Annotated in this window: 24 protein-coding genes, 2 tRNA genes and 1 other annotated feature (1 of these 27 cut by a window edge); of the genes, 3 read left to right on the forward strand and 23 right to left on the reverse strand. The window is 34.2% G+C overall.

Features of this window, described 5'->3' with window-relative positions:
- Positions 1–111 precede the first annotated feature (111 nt).
- The 8 genes from ACFP65_RS10785 to ACFP65_RS10820 form a co-directional block, all read right to left on the reverse strand.
- Positions 112–1194: a hypothetical protein gene (locus ACFP65_RS10785; RefSeq protein WP_379918503.1), complete on the reverse strand. Its 1083-nt coding sequence runs from the start codon at positions 1192–1194 to the stop codon at positions 112–114.
- A 172-nt stretch (positions 1195–1366) separates the two neighbouring features.
- Entirely contained in the window at positions 1367–2143 is a 777-nt protein-coding gene (locus ACFP65_RS10790; RefSeq protein WP_379918505.1) for a hypothetical protein, read from the reverse strand.
- An 80-nt stretch (positions 2144–2223) separates the two neighbouring features.
- Positions 2224–2619, reverse strand: coding sequence for a peptidoglycan-binding domain-containing protein (locus ACFP65_RS10795; RefSeq protein WP_379918802.1), 396 nt, complete (start codon positions 2617–2619; stop codon positions 2224–2226).
- 150 nt (positions 2620–2769) lie between these two features.
- Complete coding sequence (locus ACFP65_RS10800; protein WP_379918507.1) at positions 2770–3003, reverse strand: hypothetical protein; 234 nt, start codon at positions 3001–3003, stop codon at positions 2770–2772.
- A 663-nt stretch (positions 3004–3666) separates the two neighbouring features.
- Positions 3667–4617 carry a coiled-coil domain-containing protein gene (locus ACFP65_RS10805; protein ID WP_379918509.1) on the reverse strand — a complete coding sequence of 317 codons (951 nt, stop codon included), beginning with the start codon at positions 4615–4617 and terminating at the stop codon, positions 3667–3669.
- Between the two features lie 272 nt (positions 4618–4889).
- Complete coding sequence (locus tag ACFP65_RS10810) at positions 4890–5018, reverse strand: hypothetical protein (RefSeq protein WP_379918511.1); 129 nt, start codon at positions 5016–5018, stop codon at positions 4890–4892.
- A 51-nt stretch (positions 5019–5069) separates the two neighbouring features.
- Positions 5070–5606: a hypothetical protein gene (locus tag ACFP65_RS10815; RefSeq protein ID WP_379918513.1), complete on the reverse strand. Its 537-nt coding sequence runs from the start codon at positions 5604–5606 to the stop codon at positions 5070–5072.
- Between the two features lie 58 nt (positions 5607–5664).
- Positions 5665–6321 carry a hypothetical protein gene (locus ACFP65_RS10820; protein WP_379918515.1) on the reverse strand — a complete coding sequence of 219 codons (657 nt, stop codon included), beginning with the start codon at positions 6319–6321 and terminating at the stop codon, positions 5665–5667.
- A gap of 25 nt (positions 6322–6346) precedes the next feature.
- Here ACFP65_RS10820 and ACFP65_RS10825 point away from each other — a divergent pair, with 25 nt between their 5' ends.
- The gene (locus tag ACFP65_RS10825; protein ID WP_379918517.1) at positions 6347–7024 is read left to right on the forward strand and encodes a tyrosine-type recombinase/integrase; all 678 of its coding nucleotides are present in this window, start codon (positions 6347–6349) and stop codon (positions 7022–7024) included.
- Positions 7025–7159: 135 nt separating this feature from the next.
- On the opposite strand, the gene ACFP65_RS10830 is transcribed toward ACFP65_RS10825, so the two are convergent.
- From ACFP65_RS10830 to perR, 5 genes are all read right to left on the reverse strand, one after another.
- Positions 7160–7247 (reverse strand) — tRNA-Ser (locus tag ACFP65_RS10830).
- A 9-nt stretch (positions 7248–7256) separates the two neighbouring features.
- A tRNA-Asn gene (locus ACFP65_RS10835) sits at positions 7257–7329 on the reverse strand.
- Positions 7330–7460: 131 nt separating this feature from the next.
- Positions 7461–9125 carry an alpha-amylase family glycosyl hydrolase gene (locus ACFP65_RS10840; protein WP_379918519.1) on the reverse strand — a complete coding sequence of 555 codons (1665 nt, stop codon included), beginning with the start codon at positions 9123–9125 and terminating at the stop codon, positions 7461–7463.
- Positions 9126–9201: 76 nt separating this feature from the next.
- The gene (locus ACFP65_RS10845; protein ID WP_379918521.1) at positions 9202–10104 is read right to left on the reverse strand and encodes a diacylglycerol/lipid kinase family protein; all 903 of its coding nucleotides are present in this window, start codon (positions 10102–10104) and stop codon (positions 9202–9204) included.
- Between the two features lie 103 nt (positions 10105–10207).
- The gene (gene perR, locus ACFP65_RS10850) at positions 10208–10627 is read right to left on the reverse strand and encodes a peroxide-responsive transcriptional repressor PerR (protein ID WP_225744099.1); all 420 of its coding nucleotides are present in this window, start codon (positions 10625–10627) and stop codon (positions 10208–10210) included.
- A 197-nt stretch (positions 10628–10824) separates the two neighbouring features.
- On the opposite strand from perR, the gene ACFP65_RS10855 reads away from it, so the two are divergent.
- On the forward strand, positions 10825–11913 hold the full coding sequence (locus tag ACFP65_RS10855; protein ID WP_379918523.1) for an FUSC family protein: 1089 nt from the start codon (positions 10825–10827) through the stop codon (positions 11911–11913).
- A gap of 69 nt (positions 11914–11982) precedes the next feature.
- Here ACFP65_RS10855 and ACFP65_RS10860 read toward each other — a convergent pair whose 3' ends face one another.
- The 7 genes from ACFP65_RS10860 to ACFP65_RS10890 all read right to left on the reverse strand — a co-directional run bounded on the left by ACFP65_RS10860 (position 11983) and on the right by ACFP65_RS10890 (position 18054).
- Positions 11983–12843, reverse strand: a complete 861-nt coding sequence (locus tag ACFP65_RS10860) for an SGNH/GDSL hydrolase family protein (protein WP_379918525.1) — start codon at positions 12841–12843, stop codon at positions 11983–11985.
- 120 nt (positions 12844–12963) lie between these two features.
- A complete protein-coding gene (locus ACFP65_RS10865) occupies positions 12964–13500 on the reverse strand; it encodes a DUF402 domain-containing protein (protein WP_379918527.1) in 537 nt (178 codons plus the stop codon).
- Positions 13501–13681: 181 nt separating this feature from the next.
- Positions 13682–14875, reverse strand: coding sequence for an A/G-specific adenine glycosylase (gene mutY, locus ACFP65_RS10870; RefSeq protein WP_379918529.1), 1194 nt, complete (start codon positions 14873–14875; stop codon positions 13682–13684).
- Positions 14865–15806 carry a recombination regulator RecX gene (gene recX, locus ACFP65_RS10875; RefSeq protein WP_379918531.1) on the reverse strand — a complete coding sequence of 314 codons (942 nt, stop codon included), beginning with the start codon at positions 15804–15806 and terminating at the stop codon, positions 14865–14867. Before recX ends, mutY begins: the two co-directional genes overlap by 11 nt.
- 142 nt (positions 15807–15948) lie before the next feature.
- Complete coding sequence (locus ACFP65_RS10880; RefSeq protein ID WP_379918533.1) at positions 15949–16182, reverse strand: hypothetical protein; 234 nt, start codon at positions 16180–16182, stop codon at positions 15949–15951.
- 30 nt (positions 16183–16212) lie between these two features.
- Positions 16213–17085: an SDR family oxidoreductase gene (locus tag ACFP65_RS10885; protein WP_379918534.1), complete on the reverse strand. Its 873-nt coding sequence runs from the start codon at positions 17083–17085 to the stop codon at positions 16213–16215.
- A gap of 54 nt (positions 17086–17139) precedes the next feature.
- Positions 17140–18054 carry a hypothetical protein gene (locus ACFP65_RS10890; protein WP_379918535.1) on the reverse strand — a complete coding sequence of 305 codons (915 nt, stop codon included), beginning with the start codon at positions 18052–18054 and terminating at the stop codon, positions 17140–17142.
- A 477-nt stretch (positions 18055–18531) separates the two neighbouring features.
- On the opposite strand from ACFP65_RS10890, the gene ACFP65_RS10895 reads away from it, so the two are divergent.
- The gene (locus ACFP65_RS10895; RefSeq protein WP_379918537.1) at positions 18532–19299 is read left to right on the forward strand and encodes an AraC family transcriptional regulator; all 768 of its coding nucleotides are present in this window, start codon (positions 18532–18534) and stop codon (positions 19297–19299) included.
- Between the two features lie 121 nt (positions 19300–19420).
- Here the strand turns inward: ACFP65_RS10895 and ACFP65_RS10900 are convergent, their stop codons facing one another.
- From ACFP65_RS10900 to hisS, 3 genes are read right to left on the reverse strand one after another with little or no spacing between them, the layout of a single operon-like run.
- Entirely contained in the window at positions 19421–20332 is a 912-nt protein-coding gene (locus ACFP65_RS10900; RefSeq protein ID WP_379918539.1) for a deoxyribonuclease IV, read from the reverse strand.
- A gap of 3 nt (positions 20333–20335) precedes the next feature.
- A complete protein-coding gene (gene aspS / locus ACFP65_RS10905) occupies positions 20336–22114 on the reverse strand; it encodes an aspartate--tRNA ligase (RefSeq protein WP_379918541.1) in 1779 nt (592 codons plus the stop codon).
- 14 nt (positions 22115–22128) lie between these two features.
- A complete protein-coding gene (gene hisS, locus ACFP65_RS10910; protein WP_379918543.1) occupies positions 22129–23430 on the reverse strand; it encodes a histidine--tRNA ligase in 1302 nt (433 codons plus the stop codon).
- A 61-nt stretch (positions 23431–23491) separates the two neighbouring features.
- Positions 23492–23647 (reverse strand) — a binding site (T-box leader) (it continues 60 nt past the right edge of the window).

The raw sequence follows: 23647 nt of genomic DNA on the forward strand, positions 1-23647 counted from the left end.
ATTATAAACAAGAATAAACCCTATAAGGATTGTAAAAAAGCACAATTCTTACAGGGTTTATTTGTATTTGAATATTTTAAGGGACTTTTGTCCCAGCCTCTTTTATTTTATTTAGTCACAATTGATATAACATCTTATTTCACCTTGATCAATTGCTTCTAAAGCAGCTTCGTATAAAAACTGTCTATTATCTTTAGTATTATTTGCATAGCCCATGTAGCGATATATCAAGTATTGGTATATATTTTCAGGATTATTAGATTCAGAAACTAATTGCCCTAAGTATTTTGCACACAACTTAATACTAAAGTCAGTATTGGTCATAGTGCTTAAAAATTTTTCTGGACTTTTTTTTAACAATTCTTTTGCCGTCGATACCTTAATTTGGGCAATCCCTATAGATCTATCTGTTCTAATAACCCATCTGGGAAATAATCTGCACAATATACGTTCAGATATTTTTGTGAAAAATGACCCTCGATTTACATTTTCTAACATAAGAATTCCACGTAATAAACTTTCGCTAATATTGTATTTATTACTATATTTTTGTATCTCATAATTATACATATCGATATACTCGCTTTCTAAGTATAATTGGGTATTTAAAATTAATACTTCCTGTTTAAAGCTTTCTATATTCAAATATTTCATTTCTGGTTTATTACCGGAAAAAAACAGCTCAATTGTACCTGCGAAGATAAACGAAGCAAGTGAAAATAAAATTTGTATTCCAGAATTTTCAGTTATATAGTATTGGTCTTGTTCAAATAAAATCGGAAGAAAAACAAATTCTGATATTAACAAAATCACGAAAGTACTCAGTACATATATTAAACTTCTTAGGAGAGCTATCGTTTTATTTTTTGTATAAGGCATAAATATTAGATTATTATTTATAATACTAGGCCAAACTTTAAGCACGCTTCCTAGAATCAAACTACCATATAATATGATAGTAGGTATACCTAAATATATAGAAATCACATTAATCAAAACAATTATTAAGATTCTATAAACAAAAGAATAAACAGATTCTTTCTTATTCTTGAATATTAAAACATCATATATAGATGTATAAGACTCTCTTAAAAAAATTTTACTATAAATTCTATCGAATAGTATTGACATAATAATAAATACAACAAATGCTACAACATTTTTAAAAGAAAGATCAATTACTACAGCGTTCATAACTTGTTAATTCCTTTCATAATAAATTATTAACTAGTAAATCATATAACACTGTACCACACATCTTCATAAAACACCTTACTTGCTTTCAACAATTATAACTTATAATTTCAGTAAAAAAGCCCTCACTTAAGGACGAGGGCTTAAAAATTGATATTTCTCATAATATTTATTAATCGTTATCAGAAGTAGATTTATAAATATCATTTTCAAACATTTCATCTATATCATAATCCTGTACAAACTCAGTCTCTTCATTGCATTCATTCAAATATTCGACTAGATTAACTAAAAGCGGTTCTGTTATAGTTTCTGGGTTCATCAGCATCTTTAAAATCGATTTATTCCATAGTTTATTTTGTAGTTCATCTTTTGCTTTCTCCCATTTTTTACCTCTTAAAAGAGAAAGTGTTACAGAATGTTTATTTATCTCAAAAATAACTCTTTCTTCTGTTAGAATTTGCCAATTTTGTATATCTATAATAATCATAGTACCTATTAAAGGATATAGGTTTTCAGAGAAGTTCCTTATATATTTTAACAGATTCATTGAATATCTTTCTATATAAAAAAGTGTAGCCGCTGATTTTATATTTAAATTTTCAAAATCATTTTGTCTCAAATCAGTAATCATCTCTACAAACTCTGTTAATGTTTGTTTATTATTCAGACTCGCGGGGTAAATTCCATTTCCACTAAAAAAATCGTCAACTGCTTCTACCGAGTCTTTTTCTTCTGTATAGTATTCAATAGTATTAGCCACTTTAAGCAATTTCCTATATTTAAGGAGACTCTTTGACTTTTCTTCTCCAATCACATTTTGAAACCTCACTTTCTGCTCTTTTCGAAGTTTTGACCTATAAAAAAAGTGGGTACATATAAACACAACTAACCCTGACATTGCTGAAATCAATATTTCGATATTTATTAGACTTTTAATAGACTCCATATTTCCTCCAATATTAACTTTATTTATATACAATGATAACAGTTAATTTGGATTTAAAATAGTTCTTTGATGACAAAAAATTAACTCAACAAACTTCTCCACGTTGCTGGTCCGACAATACCGTCAACATGCAATCTATTGTCTTTCTGGAACTTTCTAACTGCAGCATCTAATCCATGACCAAAGCTTCCATCAGATCCTTTTGGATCACATCCTTCAGCAGTCAAGATACCTTGGATAATTCTAGTAATATTTCCTTTTGCTCTATGCTTAATATTTTTGTTTACTCTTCTACTTGCTGATCCATATAGACAATTAATGACTAATTTAGCGTTATACTGTCTATTCACCTTAGTTTGTAACGCTCGAATAGCAGCTCTATTTGTTAAAGGTCCATAAGAATTATCGACTTCAAGCTTAGTGTTGTAATTAGTATTCAACCATCTTTGGAAGTCAGCTACCTTACCATTGACCACTTTAGGCAAAGTTGGTCTATTGACAACTTGAATCGGTCAAGCGATTTTGCTTACTAAGTTTGGACGTTTACCCGCTCTTAATTGAGCAGTCGACAAGCCACCGACCATTTGTAGGTGTGGATAATCAATAAATGATTTCCAATCGCCACCTCATTCAAATCCTAGTGAGTTCGTGATTTTTGCGACTTCTAACCAATCGGCCACTCCTGAAGCATTCATGTCTCTAGTGATATCCCCGTGGCCAACAGTGCCGTCATGAGACACCAAGAAGTAATCAACCGCTATCCATCCCAAAGTTATGGTTAGAGTATCCACCTCTAGCTTTAGTAACGACGTTGCCTGGTGCCGTTCTACCTTGTGCGTACAACCCGTTTTGTTGAGCATAGGTTCTCATACCTGCAGATATCTAAACGTCAATTTCTAAAGCATATGCTCTTCTGATCATTTCAATTGTAAACTCTTTAACGACTGCGTTAACAGCCCCCATATTTCTCACTGATCTGTCTAATAATTTCTCTTAAGTCACTCTACTCACGTTATTCTTCCTCCTTATTTTGTAATTGCTCAAATGAACTGATATTTAAAGAATTTTCAATATCCGTTACACGTTTTTCAGTTTCTTCGTTATTACTTCAATTTTCATAACATTTGCATCGATGTGAATTTTATTCTCAGTCCTTTTCTTCAACTTGATCAATGAATTTCTGACTACATCCCCTAAATGTCCTCAATTCTCTGTAAGACTAGTAAGATAGGTTATAATCATCCACAACGTAAATCCTTAAGCATAGACAGCAAAACCAAATAGTGGTAAATAGACATTTAAAACGAACATCAATAAAGCCATTAAAGCGTGCTTGGCAATACCAAACAAACTTACGGTTGAGTTTGTTCCCCTGTCTTGAATGACTTTAATAATCCTGTGAGGATATTAAAAAACACGCACCAGATCAGCGCGTGCATGAATTCATCTTATAAATTTGTAGAACTTGTCCTGTGATATCTGAATACTCTAGTATCAACACGGGTTTCCTCTTTTCTTTACATTTATTTTAGTAGTGCGATAAGAGATACAAACGTACCAGCTATCGCAACCATAATTAATAACCTGTCTTTTGAGTCAATCACCATTTCGTTAAAAGTTTCTACGAAAAACTTAATGAAATCATATATTTGTTTTAGCAACACTAGCACTACTGACGTAGTCAGCAATATTAAAACCAAGTACATATAACTATTACTTAACACCTCAACTATCATTGATGGAAAAAACATTATAGCTACGAAGATCGTTGTAAAGTACCACTCGTTAAAGTTTGGCCAAGTAAGGACATTTCTGAATGTAACATCCATTTTTTCTTCGTGATAATATTCCACATCTTTCGTTCGATTAGACTTTCTTGCAATTGCACCACCTTCTACTATGAATACAGCACAAAATATTAGCATAATCTTTGTTATAGTATTCAAATTTACCAATATACTTTGTAGATTGTCAGAATTTAGTTTGATCAAAGAAGCAATTACTGTGCCCGAAAACAAACTAAAAGATAAAATGTAAAATTTCCATCCATATTTTCTTATTTCAATTGCTTTACTAATTCTTTCCTTTAGTTCTCTAATTCCAATTATCTCGCGATTGATATTAAAGTTATTACTATTAATCAATTTAGTGTTTTTTTGATTTTCTAACTTTTCCTTGTGAATCGAAAGTATTTTTTCTTTGATATCTAACATCTCAATAGTGTTGTTAATTATCGCTTTAATGTTATTTTTTATCTCAAGATTATTTTCATTTTCAAATTTCTTTCTCAATTCCGCAATTTCAATTTCTAAATCATCAATTGATTTTTCTGTATCTACGATTGCTCCATTAGTTTCTTCAATTTTTTCTACTAATTCTTCATTAAAATTTGTTAATTCTTTGTCTAAGTCGCTAAATTCATTGTGGTATTTATCTAATAACTTTGCTAGTTTTTTCTGCTCAAAAATGCTCATTAATTCACCTACTTGTAAGATTAATTTTTATGATACTAAATTTCAGAAGAATATTATAGCATTTTTGATAAAAAATTGTTCAACTATCGAATATTATATTATTGAATTTATTTATTCGATTCTCCTTTCTTATTGTGTGTAAAGAAAAAGAGCAGCCGATTGGATACTCTTTAATATTTTTAGTATAAGTTCCGGTTCTGACTGCTTCATATAATAATAGTGCGTTTGTAACGCTAGATTCATTTGGGTACCAAATGAATCTAGCGTTTTTCTCATTTAATTACATAACCTTCTTTATTGATCCATTTCGTAAATATAGTTCTACTTACTTTATTACCTGAAGCTTCATAAATTTTAAGCGCTTCTGTTACTTTCATAGTAAATTGAAATTCCTCGTCCACTAATTTCCCACTCCTTCTATTTAGAAACTGAAACCTAACACCTTACTTAAATCATCTAATTAGTAAGCCAACTATAGATGCTGTTACTGCAATTGATGTAAGAAATAAATTGGATTTCTCGGTAAAATCCATTCTTTCTTTATCAATTTTCTCCAAAGAGTACTTAAGTCCCATCCATATAAGCGAGTAAACCTCGAAAACTATGAATACTATATAGAACGAAATAAGCCAGATATTTGTGAGATTATTTAGGTTGAAACTATCGAAATAAAGTACTGATATTAGGTAAATACTATACCCTATGCAAAATGAATCAATAGCTAAAGATGCATTAAATTTTTCATTTTTTATACTCTTTTTTCTAAATTGAATTGTGGCTATGGAAAAGCACAGAATGCAAAGTAGTAGCGCATTGACAGAAGATGTTTCTAGGTTCGTAAAGTATGCTAAAATCATTTTGCCTTTCTCTTCAATCGTTCTTAGAAAGAAGAACAAATTGGACAATACAAAACTCACAGCCAGAAAAAACCATCCTATTTCATTTTTATCGGATACTTTACTGACTTTTTTCAATTGTTTCTTTTTCATCCTTAAAATCGCCTCCAACCATTATTGTCGGTACCGATTTAGATCTTTTAAGAAATATTTATAGAACTAAAGCAATATGTTTGCCTTTCAACAGCCTTCCTCTATACAAAGGATGAACTCCATCTTTCGCAGAGAAATAATGCAATTTATTATACTTATTGATGCCTAACCTATAATAACAATCAACGACTTGTATTTTAAATTCTTTCCCTAGTTCAATCATCGCATCCACAAAATCTGTCAGCTTATGTTTTCCAGCTACCCAAGTATCTGAATCAAGTTCGCCGTTTTCTTGAAAACAGTACATAAGGGTAGTCAGTATAATTTTTAAATTAGGATAAGCTTCCACCATTCTTCTAATTGAATAACGCAACGCACCAACATAGGTAGATACGTCCTCTGGATCTTCTGGATTATCTATTTCAACAGTTCCTCGCCAATCATTTTGACCGTATCCAATTCTGAGAATATCAATCTCACCAAAATTTATTTTCTTAAGAGCTTCTACTTTTGTCTTAAAATAACTTGGCATTCCTATTCCGGTAGCCTGTGCGCTAACTTCTTGCGCTGAGTAATTTCCAGAAAGAATCGCATCTACTATTTCATGCAAACTAAAGTTATTAAAATGTTCGTTGGTATGATTCGCGGCTCTCGTACCACTGAATCCCATATTGATCACATCAAAACCCGTTTCGTTCGCAATGACACTGGACACATCACTCGGACCACCAATTCCAGAAGTGAGCGAATCTCCTAAATCAAGCTCTTTCATTGCGAAAGGTTCGGTAGCAACTAAAGATGTAAGAAAAAAGTACCTAAACAAAAGTGAAACGGTAAAACTTATTCAAGAAATCAAAACCGGAATTAAACCACAATGGCAGTCCAGATATATTATCTTAGTTGGACTCGCAACTGGATTAAGATTTTCAGAGATATTAGCACTTGCCTGGTCTGATGTAGACTTTAAAAACAAAACAATAAAAGTAACTAAAGCTTATGACTATACTCATACTAAAAAGATTCAAAAAACAAAGACTGAATCTTCTAAACGTATCATTTCAATAGATAATGACACTCTTGTTTTACTTAAGCAATATAAACTAGCTACTCAAATCAATCAAAGTAAATATGTATTCTTGGATAAAAATTTAGAATCATTATCTAATAACGCAGTAAATAAATCTTTAAAAAAAGCATGTCAAAGAGCAGGCATTACAGAGATAACTTTTCACTCATTACGGCATACTCATTGTTCCCTATTGATCTATCAAGGAGTCAATATAAAGTATATCTCGAAGAGACTTGGACATTCTACAATTAGTATCACTTACCAGATATATGGACATGTTTTAGACGAGTTAGAACAACGCGAATCTTCTAAAGTAGATGACATGATGCAGCTACTTTATAATGCATGAAGAATGCATGAACTTTTATATTTCTTATATTTTCTCTTGTTTACTATAAAATCAAAAAAAGTTCATAAACGCTTTTATATCAACGTTTATAAACCTTTTTATATACTCTCAATTTATTCTCTTTTATACCCCAAAAGGAGAATAAGGGATTCGAACCCTTGATACGGGAATACCGTATACACGCTTTCCAAGCGTGCTCCTTAAGCCACTCGGACAATTCTCCATTGTGAAACTCCGCAAGCAGGGCTCGAACCTGCGACAACGCGATTAACAGTCGCGCGCTCTACCAACTGAGCTATTGCGGAATAAGCTTTTAGCAACTCCATTATTATAATATTGACCACGTTAAATGTCAATAAGTTATCATTATTTTTCACATACTAATTCAAGAAAAAGAAAAAGCTCATCAGTTTTTTGTCTGACGAGCTTTACCTATCTATTCTGATACAAAAACAAACGCACTATAAGCTGGCAAAACGATTTTTCCATTAGTCAAATCAGCTTCATGCGTTGATAACACAAGGCTATCTGTATTAAACGGCATGTCAATCGTAACTTCAGCTTCTTCTGCAGAAAAATTACAATACACTCGACCAGTTATGTCTTCAAACGTTCTTTCATATGCGTAAATTTTATCTTGCGTATTTAAAAGCTTCCAGTCTCCTTTAGTAAACAAATCGGTCTTTTTCAACTTAATCAGTTTACGGTAGTAGTTCAAGATACTAGATTCTGACTCTTCCTGGTCTTTCACGTTATAAACGGCTTCCTGATTAGATATAATCCACGGTGCTGCATTTTCTGTGAATCCTGAACCCTTTTCATCTGTCCACTGCATAATGCCTCTACTAGCGTCTCTGACTGTTAAATTAAGGTTCTCCATGATCTTGTCATGCGACCATCCAAATGCTTTAGCTTCTTGATAAAAGTTAAAAGCACTATTATCCGAAATATTTGAAGGATCATCAAACCAGGCATTGTTCATCCCAACTTCTTCACCATAATAAATAATCGGGATTCCTTTTTGCAGATACAGTAATGTGGCCATCATTTTAGCTGTTTCGTCTCTATAATTGTCCATATCCCCATATTTTTGAGGTGCTCTTGGATGATCATGGTTATTCCAAAACAATATCGGACCACATTTATCTTTCAGACTTTCTTGAATCTCTTTTTGAATTCTCTTGAATTTTTCGAAATCCAACGGAACGTGTTGGTTCATTTGAGGTAGTTCTTCAATTTTCAGTGTTTCATCATCTGTAAAGTGCTGGAGTGTAATAACACCATCTAAAATACTATTATTGGTGTACTCTCTGATTTTTTCGGCATCTGCGCTTGTTGCTTCTCCAATCAAGAAAATTTCATTTTCATGATCCGTTAGCGCTTGATTGAGTTCATTGAGGTATTGTTTTAGATTCCCACCATACTCTATTACGTCTTGAGTCTCTTGGTCAGCTTCTTTATCTGGAAATTCTTTATCAACATCAATATAAATGAATGCATCTAATCTGAAGCCGTCTACTCCTTTATCCATTAGATAATTGAGTATACCAATCATCTCTTTTCTTAAAGGTTCATGATCCCAGTTTAAATCCGGCATTTCTTTTTTAAAGGTGTGAAGGAAATACTGATCTCCATTCATTTCTTTTGACCAAGCCGAACCACCGAAAGCCGCTGTCCAGTTATTTGGATAAGTTCCATCATCAGACGCATCTGCCCAGATATAGTAATTGCGATAAGGGTTATCTGGACCTTTCAGCGCCTCTTTAAACCATGGATGCGCAATTGAGGTGTGATTAAGAGGAAGATCATAGATGACTTTTAACCCTCGTCTTTTCATCTCCGAGAAAAATGTATCTACATCTTCTTCGGTTCCAAATAATGAATCGATGTGTTTATAATCAATTACATCATATCCATTATCTACCTGATTAGAGGATACAATCGGATTGATCCAAAGCGTATTCACACCCAAACTTTCAATATAATCCAGTTTCTGAATAATCCCTTTTAAATCTCCAATACCATCATTATTTGAGTCTTTAAAGCTTCTTGGGTAAATCTGGTAAATTACGGCTTCGTTCCACCATTGTTTTTCACTCATAGAATCGCTCACTTCCAACATAGATTAGAATGATTATACCAATACTGCTGAAAGAGAACGAATCATATGCTTACTTTTAGTTCATATTTTCCGGAACCAAGAAAGTGAAAATACTAGGAAGAACCTTTATATCTAACGGGAAAGCTGGTCCTTTTTCCCCGTCTAAAGCTACATGTCCATCATGACTACTTTTAATAGTGGCTTCTTTAAAGTTCCAGACGAACCCTTTATTTTCATCATCTGTATTATCCTCATCATCTCTAAATAAGGATGTCATAGCAGTAATCTTTTCTCCTAAGGTCGATTCTTCTAATCCAAAAAGGTATAATTGCCCATCATTATAGGTCGCATCTTTGAAAAAGTTAGGGATACCCGCTATGGAGTTTGATAAGCCAATCAATAGTAAACTTAGATTATGCTGACTCGTTTTTCCATCTACTGTTAGTTCTACTTCAAATGTTTCATCTTCTTTTAGAGATCTAATCCCTTCAAAAAAATAGGCTAGTGATCCAAAGCGTTCTTTTGATTCTTTGCTAACTTCCCAGACAGTTTCCGGAATAGAACCAGCAGATATAGAGCTTAAAAATAATCGATCGTTCACTAACCCAGCATCTGCCTTTTTATCCACGCAATGCGCAAGATCTTCTACTGCTTGAGCCATATCTGTTGAAATTCCAAGTCCTCTAGCAATATTGTTTACTGTGCCGGTTGGGATGATACCGATTTTAGGTCTGTAAGGTTCATCTTTAAGTGCATCTCCTAATCCAGAAACGGTTCCGTCTCCTCCGAGTGCGACAATGATTTCGTATTTTTCTTCGCAAGCCTCTCTGGCAAATTTTCCGATATCTGCCTCTTTTTCCGTGATTTTAATATCTGCCGTACGCCCATTCTCTTTGAATACAGACTGAGCTCTAACTGCAAACTCTTCAGCTTGTTTTTTACCCGAAGATGGATTGGCAATAATCATAACTTCTTTCACTGGCTTGTCCTTCTTTCATTCATAATTAGTTTTATTATACTACATTCTCAACTACGTCGTATAAAAAAAGACCACGTAAAATCTACGTGGTCTTTTTAGACTTTCACTGACATTCAGGACATAATCCGTAAATTTCCAGTCGATGAGATGTTACTTTAAAACCGGTTAGATTACTCGTAACTTCTTCCGCGTCATCAAGTCCCGGATAGTATACATCTTCTATTTTACCGCAGTTTGTACAAATAGCATGATAGTGCTCAGTTGAAGCAAAATCAAAGCGGCTAGAGGCATCGCCATATTTCATTTCCTTTACTAAACCAAGTTGGATAAACAATTTCAAATTATTATAAACTGTCGCAACACTCATACTAGGAAATTTACTGGATAATGCTTTATAAATATCATCTGCTGTTGGATGAGTATCCATATCAATTAAATATTCTAAAATTGCATGCCTTTGAGGCGTGATCCTCACATTGTTATATTTCAGTCTCTCAATAGACTGATTCACTAAATAACTCATTTTTTATCTATCCTTTTTTATCTACTTATAACCAATTCGATATTCGGTCCATTTATTCTTCATGATACTCTCTTACTACTTTTAATGCAAGAAAATGCGGAATAACGAAAATAACCTTTGAGAAATCGGTCTGATTGCTATACTATTATATCATTCATACTTTTATCTATATTATTCGAAGGCAGTGAACTTATAAAATGAAAATTGGAGCCCGTACATTCAAAACTGGATTAGCTGTATTTTTAGCTTTAGCTATTCCTTCTTTATTGAATATTTCAGAAGGTGTTCCACTTGCTGGGATATCAGCTGTAGTTTCTATGCAGCCTTCTGTGAAAAAATCATTTGTAACTCTGAAAGACAGATTATTAGCAAATATTATCGGAGGCGTTGTTGCCGTCCTAACCGTCCTTGCTTTAGGTAATTCTTATTTCATGATTGGTTTAGCTTCTGCAATTTTGATCGCAATCCTCCATCAATTCAAGCTGAACAATGTGATTGTCTCTTCTATCATCACACTGATCATCATTATGATGTCAACTGACTATCCAATCGTTATGAGCGCTTCAATACGCGTATTGAGTACCATTATCGGGGTATTTTCAGCTTTTGTGGTAAATGGCGTTGTTTTGCCACCTAAATACGACGAAAAACTATTTTACTTGAATAATCAAGTCACCGATGATTTAATGAGATTCATACGTGCAAGTTTAAGAAAAAATATTCAATATCCTATGATGCGCAAAGATTTGAAAAGTTTAAAAGCAAGTATCTCTAAAATGAATTTATATCTTGATCATTTGGTTGATGGTGATCTTAGAAAATATTTTAGATCTTCTGAGTATTCTCTTGCTAGAACGATCGTTGTCTATCGACAATTTATCCGAACAACTGAAAAAGCTTATGATTTAGTGCAGACTCTACATCAAGCAGAAAATGTTTATAATCACTTCCCTCAAGAATTGAGACATCTACTTATTGAACGTTTAGAAACACTGATGTCGGCGCATGAACAGATTATCTTGAAATGGAATGGCCGTGTATTACCTGAAGAAGTTAACTTCATTACGCATAAAGCAACCTTAAGAAAATCCTTTATGGACTCCTTTTTCAACGAAGCGAACTTAGAATCTTACCTGGAAAACGAATATGGACAAAGTAATGCGGTTATTCATATCATGTCTTCCGTTTTAGATTACGAAGAAAGCCTGCAGCATTTGAACAAATTGGTCAGTAGCTACAAGAAAAACCATAATGAAGAAGATGATAAAATTATAGATCTTCATTAAATTGACTATCAAAAAACTTCCATTAGCTGAACATGTCGGTTCAGTAATGGAAGTTTTTTATCTGCCTTTTTATTCGTTTGTTGTATTTGAAACTTCGCTTTCAATAGCTTGTTGAATTAACGTATTTCCTTGCTCATTAAGGTTCGTTTGTTCTTCATCGAATAAAGCGTCCAGTTCAAGTCCCTCTTCTTCAGCCAGCGTAGTGAATTGGTCGTGAATAGCGATAACAGGTATTCCAAACTCAGCTGCCACTGAATTCATCTCATTCATATAACTTCTATAACTCAATGATCTAGAGTTAGGGTTATCAAATTCCGAAAGAATCGGTGCTGGTTCCATAAAGAAAATGTCAGTATCTGGTAGTCCTTCTGTTAAAGCATTCATAATACTTGTTAGGTACTGATTAGTTTCTGAAAGACCAATATCTCTATTTTTGTCTTCCAATGCTGGCATACGGTAGATAATAACATTCGCTCCAGATTCTACCACAGTGTCAACTGTTCGTTGAATATACAAGTCATATGTATCTGTTTCTGGGTATGTATATTCTTCAATTTCCAAAGGACCACTTACATTATCTTGAATGATTGTATTCATTTGTCCATACCATTCTAATGATGTATCTATCGGACCATAGTAAGCTAATTTAGCTTGTTCATTAGTCAACGTTGTGTAATCTATCGTCTGTAGAATAGATAGTGAATCCAAATTCGATTCATATTCAGCAAGTTTTTCTTCAGTACTTAGTGTATCAGGTGCGGTTTGCTCAGCATTTGAATTGCTACTACCTTCTGTTTCGTTAGTATTATTCGCACTCAGACTATTTTGAAGCATTTCTTCTTCCTGATTATTTGCATATTGCCTTCCGAAAAAGATAATCAGAATCGAAGCAATACCTAATATTACAGTTAAAAAAATATTCTTTTTCACAAATTAACATCCTCTCAAGCAGATTCTTAAAAATCATATCATACTTTCCTCTATCTTTACAATAAAAACAGCAAAAGTCTTTAAGAAAGACTCTTGCTGTTTGACTTTGTTTCATCACAATTATTTTTTACCCGTAAGTTGTTTATATCGGTTGTACCACAAATCAACGTAACCTTCTGAGAACGGACCTTTTTCTTCTTTGATCCATTCAACAAGTACTTTGATATGCTCTTTCAATATAAGATCAACTTCTTCTGGATAATCCCATTTTTTACCGTGTTCTTCATATTCATCAACATCCAGCAAACGTTTTTCTCCATCTGGAAAAACTTTTACATCTAGATCATAATCAATATATTTCGCACCTTCTTCATCAATAAGAAATGGAGAAGCCATATTACAGTAATAAGAAGTTCCTTTTTGGCGAATCATTGTAACGATATTGAACCAGTAGTGCTTATGGAAGTAAACGAGCGCAGGTTCTCTAGTTCTCCATCTTCTACCATCAGATTCAATTACAAGTGTATGATCATTGCAACCAATCAATGAATGCTCAGTTGTTTTTAAAACCATAGTATCTCGCCAAGTTCTGTGCAAACTTCCGTCGTGTTTATAGCTTTTGATCGTGATGAAATCTCCTTCTTTTGGAAACTGCATCCATGTACCAACTTTCTTTATCCAAATAATATTACTGAAATAATATTATTAGATTCATCTCACCACGTATTATATCACAATCCGTTAATTATCCGTAGGGAAAAGTGATACTGATCCAGTCACTTGAAATATAGCGCAATGAACAGAACTTAGCTTCGTCTGCAGATTGGTAGATATTTCTTTAAAATAAAGTGATTTCTTTGGATGCTTTTAGGAGTTTCTGTTGTAATACTGGGAATACAAATTGATTAAACTCACTTTCATTGACCCATTCACAATTTGTTGGTATATCTTGTTCCGTTTGATTTAAGTTAGCTTCATATAAATAGATATTCCAGTGTAAATGCGTAAAAATATGCTTGACCGATCCATTTGAAGACTGGCTTACAGTTGCATCTACATTATACTTTTGCTTTAGAAATTCTGTTACTGCCTTCGCTTCTAACTCATCAATCTCATGTAGATCTTTTTGAGTAAAAGATTTCCATTCTACTTGATCAAGTATGGTCTGTTCTTCTATTAAAGGGTAAGTCCACATATTAGCTAGTAGTCTGTCTTCGGACCTTTTTTCTAGAAGGTAAGCTCCCTCATGATTTCTAATCATCATTGCAAAATAATTGACGATTTTTTTCTTTTTCTTTTTACTTTTAAAAGGATATTCGAGATACGTTTCGTTTAAGTAAGAAGCATTGAATTCTTTTACAGGACTTTTTGAAGGATCATAGTTTTTAGGCGTACAGATTGTTGCTCCAAGATCCATTAGTGCTTGGTTGAAATCACCTGGTCTATTTGGATCAATAATATGGTACATTACCTCTTCAAAAACTTTTCTACTAGCAGGCTTCGCTATATCAACGTTGATTTCAAAAAGTCTACTGAGCACTCTCATCAGATTTCCATCAACGGCAGGTTCTGCATGGTTGAAGGCAATACTTGAAACCGCTCCTGCAGTATATGGTCCTATACCTTTAAGCTTTTTGATTTGTTCCGGTTCGGTAGGAAACACTCCATCAAATTCAGTAACGACTTGGATCGCTGCTGCTTTCATGTTTCTGACTCTAGAGTAGTACCCAAGCCCTTCCCAAGCTTTTAGAAGCGTATCTTCATCTGAGTTGGCAAGATCTGCAATCGTTGGAAATAATTCCAAGAAACGATTGTAGTATGGAATGACCGTATCTACTCTAGTCTGTTGAAGCATAATTTCAGAAATCCATATCTTATATGGATCTGACGTTCTTCTCCAAGGCAAATCTCTTTTCTCTTTATCATACCAGTCCAGTAGAACCCTTCTAAATGAATCGATTTTATCTTGTGACCACATTTCAATATCATATTTTGTTTTTAATTCTTCAGTTGTTAAATGCTTATTCTTCATTTTCTTCTTCCTTCATCTCGATGAATCTTTGAATCAATTCGGATGGATATCCTTTTTGAAACAGACTCGTTTTAATTTTTTTAATCAGATCATATCCTTTTGCCTTGCTGGAGTAACGTCTCCAAGCTTGTTCACCTTGCACGACTAATGCAGCGTACTCTTCGTCTTCCGATTTTTCCGTATCCATCTCATTGACTACTTCTTGGATAATATCCATATCGTAGCCTTTTTGAAGCAAGAACTGTTTTGTTTTCTGAATCGCTTCTCTTTGAGACTTCTGATTAGACTTCCTCCATGATTTTTCAGCTAAGTTGAACGCATTGTCAAACTGATCTTCAAATGAGTATTCTAGCATGGCTTCTTCTATCAGTAATTTATCGATTCCTTTTCGGTTCAATTCATTCATGATCGTCTTCGGACCTTTTCTATTCAAATTAGCCGCTGTTCTCACGTAACTCTTGGCGTAGTCCAGATCATCAATCAATCTCTGATCTTTTAGTTGATTTATAATTTCTTCGACATATTCTTCAAATTCTTTATCTATCAAGTCATCTCTTACTTCTTTTTCAGAACGCATACCGTAACTTAAGTAAACTAATGCCCTTTGATAAGCTTTTCTAGAAACGTCTTCTTCTTGAAGGGTTTTTTGAAATTCTTTTGAGACAACCATCCCTTTATGAAGCATATGTCGAATAATCAATTCCTCATCTACCGGAAAAGCATATACTTCATTGATAAAAATGTTGTAACGACCAGGACGTTTCTGTGCTTGGATACTAGTAATTTTTTCTTCATTAACTGATTTAGTCTCTTTTTGGATAGAAGGTTTTTTACCACTTTCTTTGACTACTTTTTTTGTTTCTTGTGGCTGATTCGGTTGTAGTCTGATCAATTGTTCATTGAATTTCTTTTCTTTATCCGAACGATTCATTTTATCACCTTCCAAATATAGTATCTCTATTATAACACAGGTAATAAGATTCCTATAGGTTCTGAAGTCATAAAAAGAACTTTTGTTCTCAAAAAAAGAGCCTACCTAAATTCAGGTAGACTCTATACCATTGTGATTCAAATTAAAGATCTTTTTCTACATCATTACCGACTTGATCACCTTTTGCTTTTTCATAAACTTTACGATCATCTTCATTCAGTCCAGATCTAGAAGGACGATCTTTCACAAAGCCTAACGGAGATGATGTATCTGGACTCGTTACTTCATCTCTAGCCGGATCACGTCTATCAGGCGTTGCATCCGGCTGACCGGTTCTTTTTAAATCATTATTAGATGTTTTATCCACTTTACTCATAGTTTAAACCTCCAAGTATTTGTCCTAAGATTATCCGTTAACAATGACTCCACCATTAACGTGGATGGTTTGCCCAGTCACATAACTAGAATCATCACTTGCTAGGAATACATAAGCAGGTGCTAATTCATAAGCTTCCCCTGGTCTTCCAAGTGCACCATCTTTACCCCAACTAGCAATTTTTTCATCTGGGAATGTTGCTGGAATAAGTGGCGTCCAGATTGGTCCTGGTGCTACAGTATTCACTCTGATTTTTTTATTAGTGAACTCTTGGTTTTGAGATAATGAACGTGTAAAGGATACAATCGCTCCATTAGTCCCGGAATAATCTAGTAGATTTGGATTACCTTTATAAGCTGTTACAGAGGAAGTATTGATAATCTTTCCGCCTTCGTTCATGTGAGGGAAAACAGCTTTAACAAAATAAATCATACTAAAGATATTTGTACGGTAAGTTCTGTCCACTTGTTCAGCAGTTATATCCAAGATAGACTCTTGATACATTTGCTCCCCAGCATGATTCACTAAAATATCAATAGAGCCCCATTTAGAGACGACCTCTTGAGTAACTTCAGCAGCATGTTTCTCATCACCAACGTCACCTTTAAATACTAATACATCAGCCCCAATTTCTTGAAGACGATTTTTAGTCTTTTCAGCATCATCATCGGAAGAATGATAAGTGAAAGCTACTTTTGCACCTTCTTTGGCAAAAAGAATAGCCGTAGCTGCTCCAATTCCAGAATCGCCACCTGTTATGATAGCCACTTTATCTTTAAGTTTATCGGCTGATTTGTATTCTTCATTTTCAACTACTGGCTCACGACGCATATTTTCTGATTCATCATCCATCATGTAATCTTTTTTCGGTTCTTGAGTTTTTACGATATTTTCTTCAGTCATTTGTCATTGCTCCTTTAAGTTGTATATAGTTTAGTATTGTGGATTCACTTATGCTTATTTTTCTGAAGGTTCCTCTTTCATACCGGCATCATTAGCATCGTCGTCGGTATACTTAGCATCACTTTCTGGCATTTCAGTGTTTTCTGAAGGACTTTTTTCAGATTTTGGCTCAGCATTCAACGGACTATTTGATTCAGGTTTTACAACACCCTTTGCTACATTTTCAGGATATCCATGATTAGATTCTTCTGATACAACCGTTGTCTCTTCCCCAGTTAAGTCAGGATTTTTATCTAACGATTCTCCACTATCTTCAGTTGTAGTGTAATCTTGATCATCCGACTCGTCAGCACCTTGATTAGACTCATTTGTTTCTACTTTATCTTCTTCTCTAGTGTCTTGAGCTTGAGAAGGATCAATAGAGCCACTCATATTTTTAGAATCCGTTTCGCTAGTATCAACATCCGTAGGTTTTACATCATTTTGCTCGTTTGTTACTGCATCTACTTCTTTGCTTTCTTCTTCTATTGGATTAGTATGATTATCTTTCATATCTTGATCATTCTCCTCATTAGTTACGTTTTTATTTACTTCTGACAACTTTTTATGACTTGGTGCATCACTGTTCGCCAGTAATACAATTTCGCCAGCTTGTAGTGCTTCAATATGGTGTTCAGCAATCTCATGCGGAACGCCATGTTGTTCAAGTGAGTTATGAGCTTCATCGGAGTCATAGGTTCCAAAAGATAAGGTTTCTTTGATTTTTTCCCAAAATGAACCATTTTCTTCTGAATCTACAAAATCCACTTCAACAGATTCCAAAGTATCGTTTTTCGACAGTTCATTATTTTCCTTCACTGTTACGACTAAAAGTTCGTCGGCAGAATAGTTCTCTTCATTAATCAATTTCGTTATTTCAGCTTTTATCTCTTGTTTCGTCTGAAACGTACCTTCAAATCTTCTTTCCATCTGATGAATCATCTCCTTAATTACCTTATCCACTACGAAATGATAAGGTTGTCTTAACTAGAATGTTACCACCGCATTATAATGTTGTAAAAAGATAAGGCTTAAAGTGCTTTTTGATTGCAACGATAAGTTTTACTTATCATGATTGATAAAAATGTCTTATATATGACAAGATAAGCGTTTTTCAAAAAAGAGTAGAATATTTTTTAAACTATAAAATTACAATAAATTGTATGTACAAGTTTAATGAAAGTGTTATTTTAATTCTAAATTGACTGTGAAGTCTTAAAAAAATTAATTTAGTTACAACTAACAGCGAATGGAAACTTGCATATTAGAATAAAAGTACAAAACGAAATTTGATTAATTTAGTCCGCTTTTTTGAAAAAAGAACTTTATTTATTCCGAATTTGTGGTATATTTAATCAAGATAGATGGGAGAAACAAACTATTTTTTACAAAGAAGGGTCGTGTATTATGGATAAGGTAGAAGTAAAAGAACTATTCAAAAAAGAACGCGTTGATAAACTTAAAAAGTTGAATAGCGATGCTTTCAGCTACCGTTACTTGATTGAGGACCAAGTAACAGATGCTATTACTGAAGGAAATCGTGAAATGCTTGAAGATACGTTGAACATTATTAATCTTGATGAGGTACTTGAGTATCTTGCAGAAGAAGGTATTGAACATCAACTAAGAAATTTCAAGAATCAATTAATCATCGTTAACACTTATTGTAGAATTGCTGCAAAAAACGGGGGCGTATTACCTCTTTATCTTCACTTGATCTCTGAACGCTTCTCTATTCTTATTGAAGATGCTGAGTCTATTCAATATCTTAGAGAAAACGTCTACTATGAAATTTATAGAGAGTACTGCCAGGCAGTGATTGATTTCTCTACTTTGACTTACTCTAGTGCTATGACAGAAGTTGTAAGTTATATCACTGAAAATCTTACTAGCGAATTAACTTTAACAAATATTGCTTCAATTTTTGGTATGCATCCTGTACATCTTGCTCGTAAATTCAAACAAGAAACAGGTACAACTTTTATCGGTTATGTAAACCAGCAAAGAGTTTACTTGGCTAAATACTATTTCCACCTTGGAAACTATCAGTTAAGTCAGGTCGCTAATTTGTCTGGATTTAACAGTCATTCTTATTTCACGAAAGTGTTCAAGAAAATTACCGGCCAAACACCAACCAAATATATCAAGCAACTACCTGTTAACGAAAAAATCTAGATTTACTCACTTGAATATAGCGATAAAGGTCAGTCTAACAACATAGACTGACCTTTTTCTATAAAAAAACTCGAAAAACTGAATGGATTAGATTCAAGTTCTTCGAGTTTAATATATAGGGTTACTTCCAGTCTTTTTCTTCAAAAATTTCTTGAAGTAAATTAGGATTAAATACATTATTTCTCAGCATTTGTATTTCATGACCATAAGGCGCTTTTTTATTTTTCTTGTCTTCACCCACATAGGGTGTCTCAAGAATTTTTGGAATAGATACTAGTTTAGGATGATGCACGACTTTACTTAGTGCTTCGAATCCAATCTCTCCAAATCCAATGTTAGCGTGTCGATCCTTCGCGGCACCTCTCACATTTTTAGAATCGTTGATGTGAAGGACTTTCAATCGATCTAGTCCAATAATGCGATCGAATTCCTCTAATACACCTTCAAAATTATCTTTAATATCGTATCCTGCATCATGTGTATGGCACGTATCTAAAGTAACGGAGACTTTATCTTTCAGCTCCACTTTTTCAATAATTCTAGCTAGCTCTTCAAAGTTTCTACCGATTTCCGTTCCTTTACCTGCCATGGTTTCCAATGCAATCTGGATTGTTTGATTCTCATGAAGAATTTCATTTAATCCTTTTGCTATCTGATCAATCGCAGCATCCACACCCGCACCTACGTGAGCACCAGGATGCATTGTCATTTGAGTCGCCCCGAGAGCTTCAGCTCTTTTGATCTCTTCTTTCATAAACTCTATTGCAAAACCAAAATTTTCAGGTTTAACCGTATTCCCCAAGTTAATGATATAAGGTGCATGAACGACGATATCATTAACATCAATTCCATTCTCTTTCATAAAAGCTTGACCTGATTCGATATTCATTTCTGAGATATCTTTACGTCTTGTATTTTGAGGAGCCCCAGTGTAAATCATGAACGTTTTAGCTTCATAAGATACGGCTTCTTCTGCCGATCCTAGTAACATAGGTTTACCTTTCATCCCTACATGTGAACCGATAAGAACCATTTTTTATGACTCTCCTTCTTTTTTCGTTACTTCTAGCGATAATTCTTGAAGTTGGCTATCAGATACGAACGAAGGCGCATTTGTCAGTGGATCAATTGATTTTCCATTTTTAGGAAAGGCAATAACTTCTCTGATATTCTTTTCTTTAGCAAGAATCATAACTAATCTATCTAATCCAAAAGCGATACCTCCGTGAGGTGGGAAGCCATATTCCAAAGCATCTAATAAGAAGCCAAATTGGTTAGCCGCTTCTTCTTTTGAGAATCCTAATGCACTCAGCATTTTTTCCTGTAATTCTCTTTGGTGTATACGTATAGAGCCTCCACCAATCTCGTATCCGTTCAATACGATATCATAGGCATTCGCATAAACGCTTTGAGGATCAGATTCTAGTTTTTCAATATCTTTTTCAAGTGGCATTGTGAATGGATGATGCGCTGCACTATATCTACCCGCTTCTTCATCGTATTCAAGAAGTGGCCATTGATCTACCCATAAAAAGGCTAATGCTTCTTCATCGATCAAGTTTAGTTCTTTACCAAGATGCGTTCTGATCGCTCCAAGCGCATCAAAGACGACTTTAGGCTTATCTGCTACAAATAACAGCAAGTCTCCTTCTTCCGACTGCATTCTTTCTTGTAGTTCAGAGGTGATGGGTTTATCATTAAAGAATTTAGCAATCGGACCACTAAAGCCTTCAGCAGTAACTTTCATCCAAGCTAGTCCTTTAGCGCCATATATAGAAGCAATTTCTCCTAATGCATCAATATTTTTACGCGAAAATTGGTCTGCAGCGTCTTTAACGGTCAATCCTTTAACAATTCCGCCGTTTTCTAAAGTGCTAGAGAACACTTTGAAATCTGAATCTGCAACTATATCTCCCAATTCAACAAGTTCCATAGCAAACCTTGTGTCTGGCTTATCGCTACCGAAACGGTTCATTGCTTCATCATATGAGATACGCGCAAATGGTCTAGAAATTTCTGTACCTTTAGTTTTTCTAACCACTTCAACGAGCAACTGTTCCATCAATTCTTGAATTTCTTTTTCATCGACAAAACTTGTTTCAATATCGACTTGAGTGAATTCTGGCTGACGATCCCCTCTTAAATCTTCATCTCTAAAACAACGTACAATTTGGTAATAACGATCTAGTCCAGCACCCATTAAAAGTTGCTTAAATAATTGAGGCGACTGAGGAAGTGCGAAGAATTTCCCTTCATGTACTCTTGAAGGAACAAGATAATCTCTAGCACCTTCCGGCGTTGATTTTGTCAGGTAAGGTGTCTCGATATCTAAGAATCCTTGTTCATCTAAGAAGTCACTGAATACTTTTTTAACTTTGTGACGTATAATCATATTTTCTTTCATTTTGTTTCTTCTAAGATCCAAATATCTGTATTTCAGTCTAAGGTCATCTGAGACACCGTTTGTATCTTGCAAGTCAAATGGCGGAGTTTTAGCTTTATTCAAAATAGATAAACCTGTTGCTTCAAGTTCGATTTCTCCAGTAGGTAACGAAGAATTGATTGTTCCTTCTTGTCTGTTAACCACTGTACCCGTTACTTCAACAACGAATTCAGAGCGCAAAGATTCCGCAATTGTAAAAGCTTCTTTTGATTTGTCAGAATTGAATACGACTTGTACGAGGCCTTCTCTATCTCTTAAATCAACAAAGATCATTCCGCCTAAGTCTCTTCTTTTTTGAACCCAACCAGAAAGCATAATTTTTTCTCCAACTTGCTCTTTTCTTACTTCTCCACAATACATTGTTCTTTTCATATGCTTCACCATTCCTATTTTTTTAATCTAGATTCTATTTCAGCAGTAAGATCTTTATAATCTTCATTATACAAATCGTTCAAGGCTAATTTGATTTGCTCTCCTGTAGAAAGTTTTTTGATGTTAACCGTTCCTTCAGCGAGTTCGTTTTCACCTAAAGTAAATACATACTGAGCATTTAATTTGTCAGCTGTTTTGAATTGTTTTGCTGGCTTACGATTCAAGAATTCACGTTCAACGTTCATTCCGTTTTTTCTTAAAGCATGTGCTAGTTTCGTCGCTTCTTTATTTGTGGATTCTCCGATTGTAACGATAAATGCATCTAACGCATCAATCACAGGAAACTCAAATTGCGCGTTCTCAAGCAGCATAACCAGACGTTCCAAGCCAATTCCAAAGCCAAATCCTGCTGTTTCAGGTCCTCCGACTTCTTCTACAAGGTTATCATAGCGACCACCTGCACAGACTGTTGTGTTAGACCCGAAGTTAGGATCTTCTGTCATGATTTCAAAAATTGTATCATTATAATAATCTAGTCCTCTTACCATGTTAGAATCTATGACATATTCGATATCCAGTGCTTCAAGTGAAGCTTTAACCGTTTCGAAGTGTTTTGACGACTGATCATTTAAATAATCTAATATTGATGGTGCTGACTGAACGATTTTTTTATCATTTTTATCTTTACTATCCAATACTCTTAAAGGGTTTTTGTATAATCGTTCTTTTGAATCTTTACTGAGTTCTTCTTTAAACGGTTCTAGATAGTCAATCAATGCTTGACGGTAAACTTTTCTTGTTTCAACGTCTCCTAATGAATTGATAACTAGTTTGAGATTTTTGATCTTGAAAGATTTAAATAGATCCATTGCCAGCACCATTGTTTCAACGTCTGTTTCAGGATTTTGACTACCGAATACTTCAACACCTAACTGGTGAAATTGTCTCATACGTCCTTTTTGAGGGCGCTCATAGCGAAACATTGGGGCAATATAATAAAATTTAGTCGGTTTCTGATGCTCTGGTCCGTATAATTTATTTTCAACATAAGAACGAACGACACCTGCAGTACCTTCTGGACGCAATGCTACGTGTCTTTCTCCTTTATCGTAAAAATCATACATTTCTTTAGATACAATATCACTTGTTTCTCCAACACCGCGTGCAAACAATTCAAACTGCTCAAAAATTGGTGTACGGATTTCTTTGAATTGATAGCGTGATAATAGTTCTCTGGACTTTGACTCTACAAATTGCCATTTATTCGTGTCTTCAGGTAAAAAATCTGGTGTGCCTTTAAGTTTTTGATAGCCCATTTTAATCCTCCATTGTTAAAAAAATCTATAAAAAAAGTCCTACTTTTACACAATTGTATAAAAGTAGGACGTGTATATTTGTATACTCACGTGGTACCACCTAGTTTCAGAAAGTAAACATACTTTCTCTCAACAGTTAACGCCTTTTAAACGTGACAGCTTTTCACTGTCATACCTCCAGAGTGTCTTTCAAATAAAAGTTAGGGGTCTCTTTCAG

It is taken from the genome of Marinilactibacillus sp. GCM10026970, assembly GCF_042660675.1.
In the GTDB taxonomy this organism is placed as follows: domain Bacteria; phylum Bacillota; class Bacilli; order Lactobacillales; family Carnobacteriaceae_A; genus Marinilactibacillus.